General features: G+C 44.9%; 15 protein-coding genes. All 15 read left to right on the top strand.

The genetic code is table 11. The features are described 5' to 3' along the window. Position 1 precedes the first annotated feature (1 nt). Positions 2-2,011, top strand: coding sequence for a flagellar hook-associated protein FlgK (gene flgK / locus MHM95_RS15425; protein ID WP_239385707.1), 2,010 nt, complete (start codon positions 2-4; stop codon positions 2,009-2,011). A gap of 5 nt (positions 2,012-2,016) precedes the next feature. After that, positions 2,017-3,264, top strand: a complete 1,248-nt coding sequence (gene flgL / locus MHM95_RS15420) for a flagellar hook-associated protein FlgL (RefSeq protein WP_239385706.1) — start codon at positions 2,017-2,019, stop codon at positions 3,262-3,264. A gap of 279 nt (positions 3,265-3,543) precedes the next feature. Next, positions 3,544-4,536 carry a flagellin gene (locus tag MHM95_RS15415; RefSeq protein ID WP_138507733.1) on the top strand — a complete coding sequence of 331 codons (993 nt, stop codon included), beginning with the start codon at positions 3,544-3,546 and terminating at the stop codon, positions 4,534-4,536. A gap of 389 nt (positions 4,537-4,925) precedes the next feature. Beyond that, a complete protein-coding gene (locus MHM95_RS15410; RefSeq protein WP_138587855.1) occupies positions 4,926-5,909 on the top strand; it encodes a flagellin in 984 nt (327 codons plus the stop codon). A gap of 159 nt (positions 5,910-6,068) precedes the next feature. Then, positions 6,069-7,061, top strand: coding sequence for a flagellin (locus MHM95_RS15405; protein ID WP_138507731.1), 993 nt, complete (start codon positions 6,069-6,071; stop codon positions 7,059-7,061). A gap of 78 nt (positions 7,062-7,139) precedes the next feature. Then, complete coding sequence (locus MHM95_RS15400) at positions 7,140-7,571, top strand: flagellar protein FlaG (RefSeq protein ID WP_239385705.1); 432 nt, start codon at positions 7,140-7,142, stop codon at positions 7,569-7,571. Between the two features lie 24 nt (positions 7,572-7,595). Continuing rightward, complete coding sequence (gene fliD / locus MHM95_RS15395; protein ID WP_138507730.1) at positions 7,596-9,011, top strand: flagellar filament capping protein FliD; 1,416 nt, start codon at positions 7,596-7,598, stop codon at positions 9,009-9,011. 14 nt (positions 9,012-9,025) lie between these two features. Then, a complete protein-coding gene (gene fliS / locus MHM95_RS15390; protein ID WP_239385704.1) occupies positions 9,026-9,448 on the top strand; it encodes a flagellar export chaperone FliS in 423 nt (140 codons plus the stop codon). Then, the gene (locus MHM95_RS15385; protein ID WP_138587853.1) at positions 9,441-9,725 is read left to right on the top strand and encodes a hypothetical protein; all 285 of its coding nucleotides are present in this window, start codon (positions 9,441-9,443) and stop codon (positions 9,723-9,725) included. The genes fliS and MHM95_RS15385 overlap by 8 nt, the downstream gene beginning before the upstream one ends. Before the next feature lie 85 nt (positions 9,726-9,810). Further along, positions 9,811-11,934, top strand: a complete 2,124-nt coding sequence (locus MHM95_RS15380) for a 6-hydroxymethylpterin diphosphokinase MptE-like protein (protein ID WP_239385703.1) — start codon at positions 9,811-9,813, stop codon at positions 11,932-11,934. Next, positions 11,931-13,121 carry a UDP-N-acetylglucosamine 4,6-dehydratase gene (locus tag MHM95_RS15375; RefSeq protein ID WP_239385702.1) on the top strand — a complete coding sequence of 397 codons (1,191 nt, stop codon included), beginning with the start codon at positions 11,931-11,933 and terminating at the stop codon, positions 13,119-13,121. Before MHM95_RS15380 ends, MHM95_RS15375 begins: the two co-directional genes overlap by 4 nt. Further along, positions 13,121-14,278, top strand: a complete 1,158-nt coding sequence (locus MHM95_RS15370) for a LegC family aminotransferase (RefSeq protein WP_239385701.1) — start codon at positions 13,121-13,123, stop codon at positions 14,276-14,278. The genes MHM95_RS15375 and MHM95_RS15370 overlap by 1 nt, the downstream gene beginning before the upstream one ends. Then, entirely contained in the window at positions 14,275-15,432 is a 1,158-nt protein-coding gene (gene neuC / locus MHM95_RS15365) for a UDP-N-acetylglucosamine 2-epimerase (protein WP_138590774.1), read from the top strand. Before MHM95_RS15370 ends, neuC begins: the two co-directional genes overlap by 4 nt. Further along, complete coding sequence (neuB, locus tag MHM95_RS15360) at positions 15,425-16,507, top strand: N-acetylneuraminate synthase (RefSeq protein WP_138590772.1); 1,083 nt, start codon at positions 15,425-15,427, stop codon at positions 16,505-16,507. The genes neuC and neuB overlap by 8 nt, the downstream gene beginning before the upstream one ends. Next, entirely contained in the window at positions 16,500-17,132 is a 633-nt protein-coding gene (locus MHM95_RS15355) for a NeuD/PglB/VioB family sugar acetyltransferase (protein WP_239385700.1), read from the top strand. The genes neuB and MHM95_RS15355 overlap by 8 nt, the downstream gene beginning before the upstream one ends. Positions 17,133-17,143 lie beyond the last annotated feature (11 nt).

Raw genomic sequence — 17,143 nt, 5'->3', positions numbered from 1 at the left:
CATGTCATTTAACCTACTAAACATTGCCAGTTCAGGCATTCGTGCCAATACCGAGCTGCTTAATACTACCAGTAAAAATATTGCCAACATTAATACCGAAGGCTACGTGCGCGAGCGTACAGAGCATGGCACCACCTTCGACAATCAGGTTGGCCGTGGACAAACCTATCGTCTGCTCAATGAGTTTGCACAACAGCAACTCAATAGAGACACCTCTAATCGCTCCTTCTTTGAGCGCTTTATGGAGGAAGCACAGCGTATTGATAGCCAGTTTTCCGAGGAGTCTAATAGCCTGTCTACGCAAATCAATGGCATGTTTAATAATTTGCAAGAGGCGCTGAATCAGCCCTCTAACAACGTTACCCGCTCGTTGTTCTTCACCAACGCGGAAAACTTTGTTAATCAGATGGATAGGTTGTCAGGAATTGTATCGCAACAAAAGAGTGTGGTGAATGATCAGCTTGGGATCCTTGCTGATGAAGCCAATGGCTTAATTGAGAAAATTAGTGAGCTGAATAACCAAATTACGGCTGTTCATGGCAAGAAAGATCAAGCTGATGCCAGCTCGGTCTATAACGAGCGCGACAAAGCGATTAAAGATCTTTCAGAGCTAATGAACCTAGAAACACTCGATGGGCCTCATGGTGAAAAATTGGTGTTCATGTCTACAGGTGAAGCTTTGGTTATGGAAAATGGTAGCTTTAACTTGTTCTCGTTAAATGGCGATCCAGATCCGAATCTTAAGGAACTTCGCCTTGATGTGACCTCCGGACAAGCCAATAGCTTAGAGGTTGATACCAACAGCTTAAAAGGTGAGATTGGTGGCCTGCTGGCTTATCGAGACGAGGTACTCATACCGGCGCAAAATCAGCTGGGGCAAATGGGCTTATCATTGGCCGACGCCTTCAACCAGCAAAACCGCTTGGGGATGGACGCCAACGGTGAAATAGGAGGTGATCTGTTCACTTTGCCCACCGTCAACGGCTTACCATTCGCCGCTAATGCGGGGTCGGGCAATTTGCAGGCTGGTTTAGAGCAGGGGATGGGCAAAGAGATTCCGGCAACGGATTTCCGTGTTACCTTTACTTCGCCAACAACCGTAGAGATAGTGCCCCTTAATAATAAAGGTGAGCCTATCGGTACGCCGTCGACGGCCAACGTAACGGCGGGAGTGATAGACTCAACCACAGTAACAAGTGGCGAGTCTTACGGCTTAGATATTGATGTGACAGGTGCGCCAGCGGCGGGAGATAGCTTTGATATCAAGTTAAATGCCTTTGCAGCCAGCAATGTTGGGTTGGCGACCACGCGGCCAGAAAAGCTGGCATTAGCGTCGCCAATTCGCACCGAAACAGCGTTAAATAACGTCAGTGAAGCGGCAATTTCTCCCGGTTCGGTGACTGATATTGTCAACTCAACCGGCATCACTGTGGGCCCGCCGCCAAGCCTAACGAACGGGCCAATCAGCTTGCAAAAAACAGGTAATCCTAACGAGTACACGATTACCGATGGCAATGGTACAACGACTTTTACCATTACACCGCCTGCTGAAAATATGCTCGCTCAAGCAGGAGCACCGTACGCTAACTATGGCTTTGACTTTAATATTGAAGGCAACCCGGCTGCAGGTGATACGTTTAGCCTCGAGTTTAATACCGGGGGTTTTGACGATAACCGTAATGGCCTGGCACTCGCTGGGCTACAAAGCGAAGAGTTAGTGCGAGAAAATGTGCTGAGCAGCGGCAGCGCCGATAATCTCAAAACATTCAACCAGGCATTCGCAGGTATAGTGACTGATATAGGGATTGTAACTAGCCAAGCACAAACCAGTCATGCGGCTTTCTCTGCGTTGGAGGAACAATCGAACGCATGGTATGAGTCGATGTCAGGTGTCAATTTAGATGAGGAAGCGGCTAATTTACTGCGCTTTCAACAAAGTTATGCAGCATCAGCGCGTGTGCTCTCTACAGCACAAACGGTGTTTGATAGCCTGCTTAGCTCCGCGAGGTAAGTAATATGCGTTTATCCAATAATCAAATTTATCAAAAAGGCTTAACCAGTATTTTAGAAAACCAGGTTAAGGTTGCCAAAGCACAAGAGCAGATCAATACGCAAAAGCGTGTGTTAACTGCATCTGATGATCCATCTGCAACAACGCGAGCCATGCTATATGGTGATGCTATTGCTAGTAACGAGCAATACACCAAGAACCTTAATTTGCTCAACAGTCGTTTAGAGACAGAAGACAGTGTCCTTAAAAACATTAAAGACTCTATTCAACGTGCTAATACGCTTACCGTACAGGCTGGTAATGGTGCATTAACAGAGCAAGACCGTAAAGGTTTAGCGGAAGAGTTAAAAGCGATCCAGGCTAACTTGCTTGATTTGATGAATGCCAAGTCTGAAGACGGTAAGTTTATCTTTTCTGGCTATCAAGATAACAACCAGAGTTACCAGTTTAATAGTGCAAGTGGGCGTTACGAGTATGGTGGCGACCAAGGCCAACATAAAGTTACGGTTGCCGAAGGGGTGAGCATTAAATCATCAGACAACGGTTTCGATGTTTTTGAAAAAGTACCCACGCGTTTAAATGTTGACAGCAATATAGCAACGCCCGGCGGCGGTGTGACTTCGGCAACAGTGTATGTGAACGAACAAAACGCTTTTGACCAATTTCATAAACAAAATTACAACTCAGACCCAGCCGCTGGCGCAACCGCCAATACGATGACGGTAGATATCACGGCCGGACCTCCTGATAGCTATCAAATACTACAAGATGGGGCGCCATTAACGCCTGCGGTTACTGGGACCTACACTCCCGGTGAGCCGATTAAGTTTGCTGGTATGGAAATTGATATTCAAGGCGCAGCACCTGGACAGGCGACCTTCGATTTGGCCCCGCCGGGGCGAGACAATGTGCTTAATACCCTTGAAGATTTGATTAATGGGATCACCACACCTGGATTAGGTATTGAGGATTACCAACAAGTTTTGGCCGATGGTTTGGTGCAGTTAAGTAGTGCACAAAACCAGGTATCACTTACCCAAGCAGGTTTAGGCGGACGCCTTAATACGGCTGAACGTATTGAGTTTTCCAACGCCGATGTTGATATTAATAACAAAGAAGCAAAAGCTGATCTTGTTGAAGTGGATATGGCTGAAGCGGTGACCGAGTTAACTCGTCATGAGACTGCACTGCAGGCTTCGCAGGCCACTTTTAACCGCTTGTCGAACTTATCCTTATTCGACTATATCGGTTAGTTGAGATTACTATTTGTGGTTGGGGCCGCAAGGCCCTTTTTTATTTTTTGTTCCTATAACTATTCGCTCTTCTCCTGCCTCAACGTTACCAACTTATAAGTAAAGTTATTAATTTTTATATTTAAATTCATAGTGTTGAAAAAAAGTATAAAAAAATCCTAAAGGAAAAAAGTGCTCGCCCGATAACCTAAGTAACTTAGCAAAACGTCAAAAAACAAGCTTTCGCTTAGTAATTGACAGTTTGAGAGTAAATTCAAAGTTTACTGTGGGAGAAATGACATGGCACTTTATGTAAATACTAACGTAAGTTCACTGAACGCCCAGCGTCAGTTAATGAATTCAGGTAACGAGTTAGATACTTCGTTCCAACGTTTATCATCGGGTTTTCGTATTAATAGCGCAGCTGACGATGCGGCAGGTCTACAAATTAGTAACCGTTTAGGTTCACAAATCATGGGTTTGAACCAAGGTAACCGTAACGCCAATGATGGTATCTCTTTAGCACAAACCGCTGAAGGAGCAATGGATGAGGTTACTAACATGTTTCAGCGTGTTCGTACTTTATCGCAGCAAGCTGCAAACGGCTCTAATACAGATGAAGACCGTTTAGCGTTGCAAGAAGAGATTCGTGCCTTGATGGATGAAGTTAACCGCGTTGCGTCTGATACTACATTTGGTGGTACAAACCTTCTTGATGGCTCGTACAAAGCAAGTTTTCAGGTTGGAGCTGATGCCGCACAGGTTATAGGTTTTAGCATGCAACAGGTAGGCGGTACATCAGGTGACTCGGATCACTCGCTATCTGCAAATGGAGGTTTCACTCTTTCAGGCATTGCAGGCGTCGCGTCAGAAGTAACTTCCAAGGCGATGACAGATGTACTTGGAACTGATGGCATTTCAACGTTGTCATCGATTAATTCCGACTTTGCTCTTACGGATGCAGCATTCTCTAATGTGTTCACTGAGACAGGCATTTCTGTCTCGAGCCAAATGAATGCGCAACTGGTTATGGCTGGTATGGATTCGTTAATTGCGGTAGTGGATAAAAAACGGGCTGAATTGGGTGCGGTACAAAACCGTTTCCAATCAACAATTCGTAACCAAGCAAACATCTCTGAGAACTTGAATGCGGCAAAGTCTCGCATTAAAGATACAGATTTTGCTCAAGAGACCGCAAATCTAACTAAGAACCAGATCTTGCAACAGGCAAGCCAGACCATTCTTAGTCAGGCAAACCAGCGTCCACAGGCAGCATTAAGTCTTCTTGGATAAGTAAAATGAAAAGCGCCCTTGCTGATGGGGTATTGGCAAGGGCGCGAAGTTGGATTTTAAAGCGGAAGCTAATTGCTAAAAAAATCCCAAAGTTGGGCAGGGTGCTACATCCCACCCAACTTCATTCAGTATAAGCAGCTATTATGCCAAAAAGTATAACAATTTTTTGGCACTCGATTTCACTCTCAAACACAAGGGCCGTTACGGCCCTTTTTTCATATTGGCCCACTTATTGCTCATTTACTCTTATACGCGGCTAGCGCGGGTTTTTAACGGCAAATAATTGCCAAGCCCCCTCTGAAAGCGGCGTAAAGGATCCGCCTTAGTGTGGAAACAATTCGCCGCAAGCAGCGGTTAATAACCAAATTGAGAGTGAAAGAGAGGCTATTATGGCTTTATATGTAAATACCAACGTCAGTGCGCTTAATGCACAGCGTCAGTTAATGAACTCTGGTAATGAGTTAGATACCTCGTTTAAGCGCTTGTCTTCTGGCTTGCGTATCAACAGTGCTGCCGATGATGCGGCAGGCTTACAGATTTCAGATCGTCTGCAGTCACAAATCCTCGGTTTAAACCAAGGTAACCGAAATGCCAATGACGGCATCTCCTTAGCACAAACCGCTGAAGGTGCGATGGATGAGGTGACATCCATGTTCCAGCGCATTCGAGTACTGTCTCAACAAGCCGCAAATGGTTCAAACACCGATGAGGACCGCTTGGCGCTGCAAGAAGAAATACGCCAACTTTCTTCTGAAGTAAACCGAGTCGCATCAGATACGACCTTTGGTGGCCAAAATTTACTTGATGGTTCTTATTCTGCAAGTTTCCAAGTTGGCGCAGATGCGGTGCAGGTTATCGGCTTTACCATGAAAAATGTGGGTGGAACGGCTAATAGCTTGTCGGCTGATGGCGGGTTCACTATTTCGGGTATCGCTGGTGTAGCATCAGGTGTTGGCAATAATGCGATGACGGCTATTCTCGGAACTGATGGTGTTTCTACGCTTTCTGGCCTTGACTCTAACTTTGCCCTCACTGACGCTGTTTTCTCTAATGTATTCACAGAAAGTGGAGTGTCCGTGTCCAGCCAGGTTAATGCTCAGCTAGTGATGGCAGGCATGGATTCACTTATCGCGGTTGTTGATAAGAAACGGGCCGAGCTCGGTGCGGTACAAAACCGCTTCCAATCGACGATTCGAAACCAAGCAAACATTTCGGAAAATTTAAGTGCAGCAAAATCACGAATTAAAGACGCAGACTTCGCCATGGAAACTGCAAAGCTAACCAAGAACCAAATTTTGCAGCAGGCAAGTCAGACTATTCTTGGTCAAGCGAACCAGCGTCCGCAGGCCGCACTGAGCTTGCTGCAAGGATAAACTGATACTTAATTCGTATTTTTAAAAAATTATTAAAGCCTCCGTTTTAACTGTCGATAACAGAGCTAGAGAACTGTAACTCTAGTTCTTATCGTGAATCTAAGCTGAATAGGGGTATTTCGCTTAGGTTCATACAATTAAGATAAAGCGGAGGCTAATATGGCTTTATATGTAAATACGAACGTTAGCTCGCTCAATGCGCAGCGTCAGCTAATGAACTCGGGCAATGAGCTTGATACATCTTTTAAGCGCTTGTCCTCAGGGTTTCGCATTAACAGTGCATCTGATGATGCAGCGGGTATGCAAATTTCAAACAGGTTGACGGGGCAGGTCAATGGCCTAAACCAAGGTAACCGAAACGCTAACGATGGTATTTCTTTAGCGCAAACCGCTGAAGGGGCGATGGATGAAGTAACTAACATGTTCCAACGTGTTCGTACCCTAGCCCAACAAGCTGCTAACGGCTCAAACACTGATGAAGATCGTGTAGCGTTGCAGGAAGAAATACAGCAGTTAATGGGTGAAGTTAACCGTGTTGCTTCTGACACTACTTTTGGTGGTCAGAATCTACTTGATGGCAGCTACAAAGCCAGTTTCCAGGTCGGTGCTGATGCCGCTCAGGTCATTGGATTCAGTATGCAGCAAGTGGGTGGTACCGCAGGTGATAGTGATCATTCGCTTTCCGCTGATGGTGGCTTCACTTTATCAGGGATTGCTGGTGTCGCGTCAGAAGTTACGTCTAAAGCAATGACAGACGTACTAGGTACAGAAGGTATCTCTACACTGTCATCAATTAATTCCGACTTTGCTTTAACTGACGCAGCGTTTTCAAATGTCTTTACCGAAACGGGTATCTCGGTATCTAGTCAAATGAATGCGCAGTTGGTGATGGCTGGTATGGACTCATTGATTGCCGTTGTTGATAAGAAGCGAGCTGAATTGGGTGCGGTACAAAACCGTTTCCAATCTACAATTCGTAACCAAGCGAACATCTCGGAAAACTTAAGTGCTGCACGTTCGCGCATTAAAGATACCGACTTTGCTGCTGAGACAGCTGCTTTGACGAAGAACCAAATCTTGCAACAGGCAAGTAACTCAATTTTGAGCCAAGCAAATCAGCGTCCTCAGGTCGCTCTTTCGCTACTGGGTTAAATTGAACTGATTTAAGCCATAACTGACGGTTAGGCGGTTATGGCTTATACTCCTTCTAAGCATTGTTGGAGATGTTACATGGCTGAAATTAACTTAAATCAAGACTTGGCAACTGTCTTGCAAAGTAGCTCAACGGCGAGTAAAAAAGACTCGTTATCTGAAGCTAAAAACGAAGCAAAGCAGGGTGTCCAAGAAGATATTGAACTAAAGACCGAGGGTGACTCTTTAGTTTCTAATGAAAGCGAGTTGATGCAAACAGAGCAACAACTCGATGAAGAGCTAAGAGAGAGTTTGGATAAAATCAATGACTTTATTCCAATTCGTTCAACGAATCTGGTTTTCGAGTTTGACGAACTTGGAGATCCTCCGATCGTTAAAGTTATAGATCGCGATAGTGAAGAGGTGATTCGAGAAATTCCACCTAAAGAGTTCCGCGAGGTTGCTAAAGCTTTAGAAGAATTTGCCGATAAACTTGATAACCGTGGAGTGTTCTTTGATCAATCTGCGTAACGTAAACTGAATTAGGAGGTTTTTATGCCATTAATCACTCAGGCGGGCATAGGCTCGGGTCTTGACCTTGAGAGCATTATCAGTGCGTCTATTGAGGCTGAAAATGTTCCTAAAATGCAGAAGTTCATTCAGAAAGATGAGCGCCTTCAAGTCGAATTATCTTCGATTGGTGCGGTCAAGTCTGCGTTATCCAAGTTAAAGGACACCATGGAGAAATTAGGTGATCCCGATAACTTTAATAAACGTTTGGCGAATATTTCACAGCCTCCAAGTGGCGATATTATCTCTGTGAGCCCCTCTAGTGATATCACTCCAGGTAACTTTGATGTGCAGGTCCAACAGCTTGCCCAGGGCAGTCGTGCTATGTCAGCCGCCAATGCCTTTGCAGATAACTCCGCTGTAGTTACAGCGTCTGGAGGAACTCTAAGTTTCGGCGCTGGTGACAAAAGCTTTGATGTAACCTTGGATGCTGGAGCCACGCTATCAGATTTACGTGACGCTATTAATGATTCAGACACGAACTTTGGCGTAACTGCCAACATTATCAACACTGGTAGTGAAGCTAAATTAGTGCTGACTTCAAACGAAACTGGATCGGGTAATGATCTTGTTATTACCAATGACAATGCCGAACTTGACGCTGTCTCAACGGTCGCTAATGGTGGCGGTGCGGGAGGCATGAGCATTGCGGCGGGAGACGAAGCGACAGACGCCAAAATCACCGTAGATGGTATTGAGATTGTTAACGACAGCAATGTGTTTAAAGATGCCGTGCAAGGCATGACTATCACCGCTAAGCAGGTAAGTGAGGCAGGTGAAAGCGCAGGCATCAATGTCAGCGTGGATAGAGAAAGTGTTAATACACTCGTCAACAAGTTCATCGAAGATTATAACAATTTAGTTGGCACCATCGCCTATCACACTAGTTACGACGAGGAGCGCCAAGTGGGTTTGCGCGGTGATGCGACCATGCGTTCGTTGAGTGACCAGCTTGTAAGTGTATTGTCCAGTGAGCTGACTGATGCCGGTCCTTTCACCAGCATTTTCGACATTGGATTAAGCGTTAATGATGACGGTTATTTGGAAAAATCCAGCATAGTTCGTAGCCTAGACGAAGCAATGGATACCAATTATGATGATATTGGCAAGGCTTTTGCAGGTGAAAACGGTGTCGCGAATAAATTAGAGGAGCTGCTTGGCTCGTTTGTTGACTCTGGTGGTATTTTGAAAAGTCGTGAGGAAAACATTAATAGCCAGATTGACGATCTAGAAGAGGATGTGCTGGATCATCAATATAGGATGGAGGAGCTAGAAACCCGGCTTCGTAAGCAATACTCCAATTTAGACGTTTTATTAGCACAGATGAGTTCGACGCAGCAGTATTTAGGTGCTCAGTTAGCTAGTTTACCAGGTTTCGGTAGCGGCAAATCATCATCTTAGTGAGGTTATAAATTATGTATAATGCAAAAGTTAAGAATTATCAGAAAGAAGCATTAAAAACCCGCCTCGCGGGCGCTGATAGATATGAAGTGATCCAAATTCTAATGGCCGGTGCAATTGAAAAGATGGTTCATGCTAAGGTAGCTATCGAGCATAAAAACTTTGAAGCGAAGGCTGAACATCTAGGTAAGGCATCTTCAATTATCGAGGCTTTGCGTGGCTGTTTAGATTTTAATGTGGGTGGTGAAGTAACGGAAAACTTATATGCACTTTATTCTTATATGCTCGACCAGCTCATTGATGCTAGCGTAGAAAATAGCGTTGAAAAAGTAGAAGAAGTGAGTGTGTTACTTAAAGAGATTAAGTCTGCTTGGGATAGTATTCCTGTCGAAGTGAGAGAGCAAACTCTTAATACCCAAGAGGCTCAGCTTGGATAAAATTGCTGAGTTGCAAGCCGATTTAAAGTCGCTGGAGGAAGCTTTATCCTGTGGTGACTACGGCGAGGCTGTCAAATATCATAGCAAGCTAGATAATAAGCTTCGTGGTCTATCGGAGCAAGAGGTTGCTGGTAACCAAAATGCGCTAGCAGATGTTTATAATAAGCTCACCTTGCTCAATGAAAGTGCGAGAGAGACTCAGTTGACAGTAAAGAAAGACCTTTCCAATTTTACTAAAAACCAAAGTAAGCTCAAAGCGTACGACATTCCCCGTTAAACTTTAAATGTTCATGTAATAATGGCACTCAACTTGCTGAATATATGCTAAATTACTCTTTAGCTATCAGTTTATAAGGTTGATTATGAGCGCTGGTAAAAAGCACAATGATCTAAACGATGCACTCAATGCGGCTCAGGAAAAACTTCGTCACGCACAAGCTCACAAAATGAGAGAAGCCGCTTTTGCCGTGGAAGCAAATGAGCGGTTTGACAAAAATTTGACGGCCTTCAGGCATTATTATCCAGATATTGCAGATTTTATACAAAGCTACCAAACCCGAGACGACTTCTGCCTTCATGTAACCGAATCTGGCGACGCTACTTTTTATCCTGAAGGAAGTGATGTGCCCATCTATGGTGACAACCCTAGGGCCCAAGCTAAGGAGCAAGTTGAACACTACGTGCAGCATGCTAATTTCGGCCGAACGGACTACTTTAAAGCCTCAAGTGAAACAGCGAGCAGTGAGGATGAGAGGCTGCACTTGCGATATATGTATAAGTTGGTCCGAGAACTAGCAAAGACTAAATCAATAGAAAGCAAGCCTCTTACCGAGCTACCTGAATCTTTCCCGTCATGTTTAATTTTTGGCATCGGCCTTGGTTATCATATTCCTGAATTGCTTGACAAATGCAAGTTTGACTACGTGTTTATCTGTGAACCAGATTTAGAAATGTTTTTCGCTAGCCTTTTTTGTATTGATTGGTCAGATGTTATCCACCGACTAGACGAACAAGATGCTTGTCTTTTCTTACATTTAGGTACCAGCTATGAAAGCTTCTTTAACGAGGTCTTTCAAGTTGCTGAGGATATTGGCGCTTACTCGGTTATCAATAGTTTTTGCTATCAGCATTATCCATCCGAAAAGGTAAATAAATTAATAAAAACATTTTTTAGCAACTACTATCAGCTCCACCAAGGTTTCGGATTTTATAACGATGCTATAACAGGGCTAGCTCATGGAATTCGTAATATTGAACAAGGTGGAGAGTTTTTATTTGCAAATAAAAAGGCGTATGAACTGGTGGGCAATACGCCAGCCTTTGTTGTTGGGAATGGCCCCTCACTAGACGCTGCTATAGAAGTCTTGAAAAACTTTAATGGTCAAGCTGTCATTTTCGCTGCTGGAACAGCATATCAAAGCTTACTAAAAGCAGGAGTTACTGCAGATTTTCATGTTTTAGTTGAAAGGCCAAGGATCACATATGACATCCAGCGAACGATTGAACCAGAACAAGGTTACGGCGATACAAATTTATTAGCTGTAGATGTTATGTATCCTGATGTTCTAGGACTATATAAATGGGCGGGCTTAGGGTTAAAAGGGCCTGAGGCAGCCTCATCCTTCATTTCCACACATACCAAGAAAAAGTATGGTGTCTCAGCCACAACCCTCCCAGCTAGCGGACCGATGGTGTCCAACACAGCCTTGTCATTTGCATTGTGTATGGGATTTACCGAAGTTTATCTATTTGGTGTTGACAACGGTTACAGTCTTGGTGGCGTGACGCACTCCGAGCTAAGTATTTACAACGATAAAAAATTAAAAGAGCAATTCAAGCCACTTAAGGGTGCGAGAATTGAGTTTGAGGGAAACTTGGAACACCCGGTGAAAGCGACACCTCTGATGGCTATGTCTAAAACAACGTTTGATAGGTTGGTTAAGGGAGCTTCCCAATGCCATGTGTATAACGTTGGTGAAGGGGCGAAAATAGAGGGGGCGATGGCACTTAAGGAAAGTGATGTTGGCTTAGCGAATACAGTTACAGATAAGTGTAAGTTAGTTGAAGATTTAAAGTCTCTGTTATTCAAAAGTATTGAAATAGAAGATATAGAGACAAAGATTAGCTTCGAAGAATTCGACTCTCTATGTCAGTATTTGATTGATATAGGCAACCGAGACTTTTCAAGTCGCGATGAAGCTCATGCAATTCTCAAATCTCAACAGCGGTTAGTTTATGCTTACCGAAAATCAGTGAACCCACATTTATTTAACCTATTAAAAGGCAGTTTACTATATTTCCACTGTCCACTGATAACTTTGCTGTATTACTTCGATGATGAGCAAGAAACACTTAAGCACTTCAGATCTGCTTTTTCCGTTTGGCTTGAATTGATTGAGAAAATCAAAGATGACTTCCCTGTTAATTGGAAAGCGAAGTGTACTTGGACAAAACCACAGTATCAGCAATACAAAGAGGCCAAGTGATGGATATATTGCGAGTAGTCAGTCGCAGCCAGCCGCTCTTTTCAAAGGATCTCACAGCGCATGAGCAAGAGTTGTCGGCGAAAGTGTCAGCGTCACGTTTTTTAGTGCTCGGTGGCGCGGGGACTATTGGTCAAGCCGTATGCAAAGAGATCTTTAAGCGTAGCCCTCAAGCCCTCCACGTTATCGATATTAGCGAAAATAATTTGGTGGAACTAGTGCGCGATATACGCTCGTCATTAGGTTACATCGAGGGGGACTTCCAAACTTTTGCTTTGGATATTGGCAGCTTAGAGTATCGCGCCTTTATCGAACAACAACCTAAATACGATTATGTGCTTAACCTTTCTGCATTGAAGCATGTGCGCAGTGAGAAAGATCCCTATACGCTGATGCGTATGATTAACACAAACATCTTTAATACTGAACAATCTTTACAGCAGGCAATTGCCCATAACAGCAGCAAGTACTTCAGCGTCTCCACTGATAAAGCAGCGAACCCAGTAAATATGATGGGTGCATCAAAACGTATCATGGAAATGTTTCTCATGCGTGGCGGTATGCAAATACCCGTCTCAATGGCTCGTTTTGCTAATGTGGCCTTTAGTGATGGCTCGTTACTTCACGGTTTCAATCAACGGCTACTGAAGCAACAACCTATTGTCGCTCCTAGCGACGTTAAACGTTATTTTGTCACCCCAACAGAGTCAGGGCAATTATGCTTGATGTCATGTTTGTTAGGTGACAATGGAGATATTTTCTTTCCTAAACTCAGTGATGAATTGCACTTACAAACCTTTAGTGAGATTGCAAAGGCCTATCTACATCAACGTGGATATGAGCCCTTTATATGTGAGAGTGAACAACAAGCACGTGAATTAGTGCACTCATTGCCCCAACAAGGGCAATGGCCTTGTTTATTTAGTTCCAGTGACACCACCGGGGAAAAAGACATCGAAGAGTTTTATACCCCGACAGAAGAGCTGGATATGACACGCTTTGATGACCTTGGCATCGTCAAGAGTAAGCTTGCCTATGACTCGACCAAGCTAAGCGCATTTGTAGACAATATTAATGCTATGAAAAGTGCGGGACGATGGAGTAAAGCTGATCTTGTCGCTGAGTTTATCAAACTGCTTCCTGAATTTTCCCATACCGAAATGGGTCGTTATCTAGATGGGAAAATGTGATGGAGGAGGTCAAAAAATTAGTTGAATTGGTGCGTAATCACTACGGTACCAATGACTTTATTCCACTGCATGCCCCTCGATTCAATGGCAATGAAAAGCGTTATGTATCGGATACCCTAGAATCCACGTTTGTATCCAGTGTAGGTGCTTATGTTGGTGAGTTTGAAGACCAAGTTTGCACTTTCACCGGGGCTGGCGCAGCCGTTGCCACGGTTAATGGCACGGCTGCATTGCATACCGCGTTATTCCTATCAGGTGTAAGAAGTGGTGATATTGTTATCACTCAAACCCTTACATTCGTCGCTACGTGTAATACCATTGCCCACCTTGGGGCCACACCACTTTTTATTGATGTTTGCCGGGAGTCGCTCAGTCTTTGCCCAATCGCTCTTGAGGACTATTTAAGTGCTCACAGTGAGATTCGTGATGGCCAGTGTTATCACACTTGTGGCGCTAGAATAGCTAGCGTGGTGCCAATGCACACTTTTGGTCACCCAGCCAAAATGGATGCATTGAAAGAGGTCTGTGAACGCTACCATATTACGATAGTTGAAGATGCGGCAGAGAGTTTGGGAAGCTTTTATAAAAACCAGCACACAGGGACCTTTGCTGATTTTTCGGCGCTTAGCTTTAATGGCAATAAAGTCATAACAACTGGCGGTGGAGGTATGGTTTTGTGCGGCACACCTGAATTAGGCCAGCGCGCTAAACATATAACAACAACAGCGAAAGTGGCACATGCTTATGAGTTTTATCATGATGAACTCGCTTTCAATTATCGCATGCCTAATATCAATGCCGCTTTGGGGTGCGCGCAAATGGAACAGCTACCGGCTTATCTGAAAAATAAGCGTCGATTAGCAGCAACCTATAAAGCCCACTTTAATAACAGTGAACTGGTGTTTGTGGATGAGCCTCAAGATGCTCATTCAAACTTCTGGCTCAATGCGCTGTTATGCCCCTCGCGACAATATCGCGATGCATTTTTAAAGCAAAGTAATTCAGCCGGTATAATGACCAGGCCTGTCTGGCAGTTAATGCATACCTTACCAATGTTTAATAGTGCTCCTCGAGGACCACTGACAAACTCCGAATTTCTTGCTGATCATTTGGTCAACATACCGAGCTCGGTTGCGCCCGAAAAGGAGGTAAGGTGAAGAAAATAGGGATAGTAACCGGAACCAGAGCTGACTTTGGCTTGCTGTGTCGCACGATTTTACTGCTACAGAGCCACGGCGACTTCGACACTTACACATTTGCTTGTGGCACGCACTTGTCGCCTGAATATGGTTTGACTATAGACGAGCTCAGGGACAGTGGTGTTGAAAATATAGTGACTGTGGAAATGTTGCTTTCATCGGCATCCAAAGTAGGCGTGGCAAAATCCACAGGTCTTGCCACAATCAGTTTTGCTGACGCTTTTAGTCAACATAATCTAGATTGCATCTTATTGTTGGGCGATCGCTTTGAGACATTCGCGGCCGCGCAAGCGGCGCTATTTTTGGGTGTTCCTATTGCTCATATACACGGCGGTGAAGTAACCGAAGGCGCGTTTGATGATGCTTTGCGTCATAGTATTAGTAAAATGGCGGATATTCACTTTCCTGCAGCGCAGGTCTTTGCTAGGCGGCTCATGCAGTTAGGCGAGCAACCAAGTCGTATTTTTGTGGTCGGTGCGCCGGGCATCGATAACATCATGTCAGCACCTAGAGCAAGCCAACAGCAACTTGATGCTGTGCTTACATTTGCTGATCACGCCGCTCCTTTAGTACTTGTCACCTATCACCCTGTGACTCGGGGGACGAGTGCTGAAAATGATATCACTGCGCTTGTTGACGTGGTTAAAGAGCGTACCGATTTAAACTTTATGATCACCTATCCCAATGCCGACGGCGAAGGTGCAGAAATGATTGCACAGTGGCAAACATTAAGTGCATTGCCCCATGTATCGGTATGTCCCTCCCTTGGTTTTAAGCGCTATCTTAGTGTTATGGAGCGTGCATCCTGTGTGCTCGGTAATTCATCAAGTGGTGTTATTGAGGCGCCTAGTTTTAAAGTGCCAACAATTAACATTGGTACTCGGCAACAAGGCCGGCCGAAAAGTTGCACGGTGATTGACTGTCAGTTATCTGAAGTACGTAATGCGCTTAACAAAGCATTGAGCCCGGAGTTTGTAATGTCTTGCCAAAGTGCTGAGAATCCATATGGCTCAGGCAATACCGCAAAGAAAATAGTGAGTATTTTGGCTGATATCGATCTACAACAGCTGCAGCCCCAGCCTTTTTACCAATCCGAGAACGCTTATGAATAGTCGAACTTTAATCATTGCTGAAGCAGGCGTAAATCATAATGGTGATGAGCACCTAGCCCTTGAACTTGTGCGCCAAGCCCATGCGGCTGGAGCTGATATTGTTAAATTTCAAACTTTTAAAGCGGCAGAAATTGTTACGCAAGATGCTGCACAAGCGCGTTATCAAAGCGAAAATATTGGCAAGCAGGAATCTCAGTTTGCCATGTTGCAGCGCCTAGAGTTGAGTTATGAGTGTCATCGTCGTCTGCTTCAAGAGTGTCAGCAATTAGGTGTGGAGTTTTTATCTACGGCATTTGACGAGCAAAGTCTGTCTTTTCTGATTAATGACTTGGGTCTGCAACGTTTAAAAATACCCTCAGGGGAGCTTACCAATGCGCCATTGTTATTAAAGCACGCTCAAACAGGTTGCGACCTCATAGTGTCAACAGGCATGGCGACTTTAGGGGAGGTCGAGCAGGCGTTGTCGGTTATTGCATATGGGTTAACTCACCCTGACAGTGAGAGTCCGCAAGAGGGGGACTTTGCAAAAGCGTATGCCAGTGAGCGTGGACAACAGTGTTTGCGTGACAAGGTTACACTTTTACATTGTACAACTGAGTACCCAGCACCGTTGGATGAAATCAATTTAGGCGCGATGGACAGTATGAAACAGGCTTTTCATTTACCTGTTGGCTACTCCGACCATAGTGCTGGTTGGCTGGTGCCTGTGGCTGCTGTGGCCAAAGGGGCAACGGTCATTGAGAAGCACTTTACCTTGGATTGTAATTTGCCTGGGCCCGATCACAAGGCATCCCTTGAACCAAAAGAGCTTCAACAGATGATACGTTATATTCGCCAAAGCGAGCAGGCGCTGGGTCATGGTGTAAAAATGCCCACAGCAAGTGAAATTAATAATAAAGCTGCAGCCCGTAAGAGTTTAGTCGCGGCTGAGGAAATCCCTGCCGGTGCGCCCTTTACACAATGTAACCTTGCGGTGAAACGGCCAGGTACGGGAATGTCTCCGCACCTGTATTGGCGCTTACTGAACTGTAACGCCTCGCAAAATTACAAGCCTGGCGACTTAATCAATGAATAAACCAGCCATTTTGATGTTTGGCGCTGGTGGGCATGCCAGTGTGCTGGCCGATATATTAATGAAACAAGGGCAGTCACTCACAGCCGTGTTCTCGCCACAGTCTATTCAACGTCAAGCGTTGATAGGAATAACTCACTATAAAGATGATCGAGATGTGACGTTATTTAACCCTGAAGATTGTCAGGTGGTTATCGGCATTGGCCCGCAACCCTACGGCGACAGTCGCTCGAAGCTGGCGTCAAACTTGCAAGGTAGAGGTTATCGTTTTGCAACCGTTATTGCCGACTCCGCAGAGGTTTCGACTTATGCCAGTGTGCAGCTAGGGGGGCAGGTGCTGAGTGGGGCGATAATTAATGCGGGCGCGCACATAGAGCAACATGTGGTAGTGAATACTCGGGCCTTAATCGAGCATGATTGCAAGGTGGCAAGCTTTAGCCATATAGCCCCCGGAGCTGTGCTGTTAGGCGGTGCTGAAATTGGCCCGCATGCATACATAGGAGCAGGTGCGACTGTATTACCGAGCGTTAAAGTCGGTGCCGGCGCGGTGGTCGGTGCAGGGGCACTGGTTGATAGAGATGTCGAGAGTAACGCTGTTGTTTACGGTGCACGGGCGAAGCAGAAATAAAGGGAGACCCA

This window comes from Pseudoalteromonas sp. CnMc7-15 (assembly GCF_022347925.1).
GTDB lineage: Bacteria > Pseudomonadota > Gammaproteobacteria > Enterobacterales > Alteromonadaceae > Pseudoalteromonas > Pseudoalteromonas ruthenica.
Note: the sequence above shows the minus strand (reverse complement) of the source record. Positions and strands in the feature narration are given on the sequence as shown.

Coding starts and splice junctions, on each gene's coding strand:
- flgK (WP_239385707.1), top strand. CDS start 2: ATGTCATTTAACCTACTAAACATTGCCAGTTCAGGCATTCGTGCCAAT.
- flgL (WP_239385706.1), top strand. CDS start 2,017: ATGCGTTTATCCAATAATCAAATTTATCAAAAAGGCTTAACCAGTATT.
- MHM95_RS15415 (WP_138507733.1), top strand. CDS start 3,544: ATGGCACTTTATGTAAATACTAACGTAAGTTCACTGAACGCCCAGCGT.
- MHM95_RS15410 (WP_138587855.1), top strand. CDS start 4,926: ATGGCTTTATATGTAAATACCAACGTCAGTGCGCTTAATGCACAGCGT.
- MHM95_RS15405 (WP_138507731.1), top strand. CDS start 6,069: ATGGCTTTATATGTAAATACGAACGTTAGCTCGCTCAATGCGCAGCGT.
- MHM95_RS15400 (WP_239385705.1), top strand. CDS start 7,140: ATGGCTGAAATTAACTTAAATCAAGACTTGGCAACTGTCTTGCAAAGT.
- fliD (WP_138507730.1), top strand. CDS start 7,596: ATGCCATTAATCACTCAGGCGGGCATAGGCTCGGGTCTTGACCTTGAG.
- fliS (WP_239385704.1), top strand. CDS start 9,026: ATGTATAATGCAAAAGTTAAGAATTATCAGAAAGAAGCATTAAAAACC.
- MHM95_RS15380 (WP_239385703.1), top strand. CDS start 9,811: ATGAGCGCTGGTAAAAAGCACAATGATCTAAACGATGCACTCAATGCG.
- MHM95_RS15370 (WP_239385701.1), top strand. CDS start 13,121: ATGGAGGAGGTCAAAAAATTAGTTGAATTGGTGCGTAATCACTACGGT.
- neuB (WP_138590772.1), top strand. CDS start 15,425: ATGAATAGTCGAACTTTAATCATTGCTGAAGCAGGCGTAAATCATAAT.
- MHM95_RS15355 (WP_239385700.1), top strand. CDS start 16,500: ATGAATAAACCAGCCATTTTGATGTTTGGCGCTGGTGGGCATGCCAGT.